This is a genomic window from Streptomyces sp. WELS2 (assembly GCF_013870595.1).
GTDB lineage: Bacteria > Actinomycetota > Actinomycetes > Streptomycetales > Streptomycetaceae > Streptomyces.
This window is the reverse complement of the sequence record NZ_JACBWZ010001314.1, coordinates 1-1,157: the sequence shown is the minus strand read 5'-3', so window position 1 is coordinate 1,157 and position 1,157 is coordinate 1. Positions and strand designations below refer to the sequence as shown.

Below are 1,157 nucleotides of genomic sequence, written 5' to 3'. Positions count from 1 at the left end.
CCGATCCGTACGGGGCCCGGTTCGCGGTGATCAGACCCGAGCCGCCCGCCGGGTGACCCACGGGCGGGTCACGCGGAGGCGCGGCGTACCAGGGTGGTCGGCAGGATCACGCCGTTGCCCCGCTCGCCCGGGGCGCCGGCCGTCGTACGCTCCCGGTCCCGGCCGACGGACAGGACCTCCAGCAGCAGCCGGGCCATGAGCCGGCCCATGCCCTCGATGTCCTGACGTACCGTCGTCAGCGGCGGGTCGGTCTGCTCGGCGACCGTCGCCATGTCGTCGAAGCCGGCCACGGCCACGTCCTCGGGAACCCGCCGGCCGCTCTCGCGCAGCACTCGCAGGGCGCCGAGCGCGGTGAGGTCGTTGGCGGCGAACACGGCGTCGACGTCCGGGCAGCGGGCGAGAAGCTCCCGCATGGCGCGCTCACCACCGGCCGGGGTGAAGTCGCCCTCCACGACCAGCCGGGGATCGTACGCGCCGGGCACCTCGGCGACGGCGTCCCGGTAGCCGTCGAGCCGGTCCACCGCCGAGGTCTGGTCCAGCGGGCCGGTGAGGTGGGCGACACGCCGGCGGCCGAGGCCCAGCAGGTGCCGTACCGCCGCCCGGGCCCCGCCCCGGTTGTCGCAGTCGACGTACGGCACGCCGGCATCCGGCGCCCCGGTGTCCGCGCTCCGGTGGGGGCGTCCGCCGAACACGGTGGGCAGCCCGGCGTCGCGGATGAGGCCGGGCAGCGGGTCGTCCAGGTGCAGGGAGAAGACGAGCGCGCCGTCGACATGGCCGCCGGCGAGGTAGCGGGCCACGCGGGCGTGGTCGGCGCGGCCCTCGGTGAGCAGCAGCACCAGCTGGTTGTCGTGCGCGGTCAGCTCCTTGCTGATGCCGCGCAGCTGGAGCGCGAAGAAGGGATCGGCGAAGACCCGGGTCTCGGGCTCGGCGACGACGACCGCGACCGCGTCGTGGCGCCGGGTCACCAGGCTGCGTGCCGCCTGGTTGGGGACGTAGCCCAGCTCCTCCACCGCCCGCCGGACCCGCGCTGCCAGGGGTTCGCGGACCCCGTCGCCGCCGTTGACCACCCGGGACACGGTGGCCCGGGACACCCCGGCCCGCGCGGCCACGGCCTCGAGGGTGGGACGCGACACGGCCTCGGTCACTTCGGGACACCC

General features: G+C 76.2%; 1 protein-coding gene. It reads right to left on the bottom strand.

What is annotated here, in order from left to right:
• Nucleotides 1–68: 68 nt before the first annotated feature.
• On the bottom strand, nt 69–1,145 hold the full coding sequence (locus H5J33_RS36005; protein WP_181798852.1) for a LacI family DNA-binding transcriptional regulator: 1,077 nt from the start codon (nt 1,143–1,145) through the stop codon (nt 69–71).
• Nucleotides 1,146–1,157: the final 12 nt, after the last annotated feature.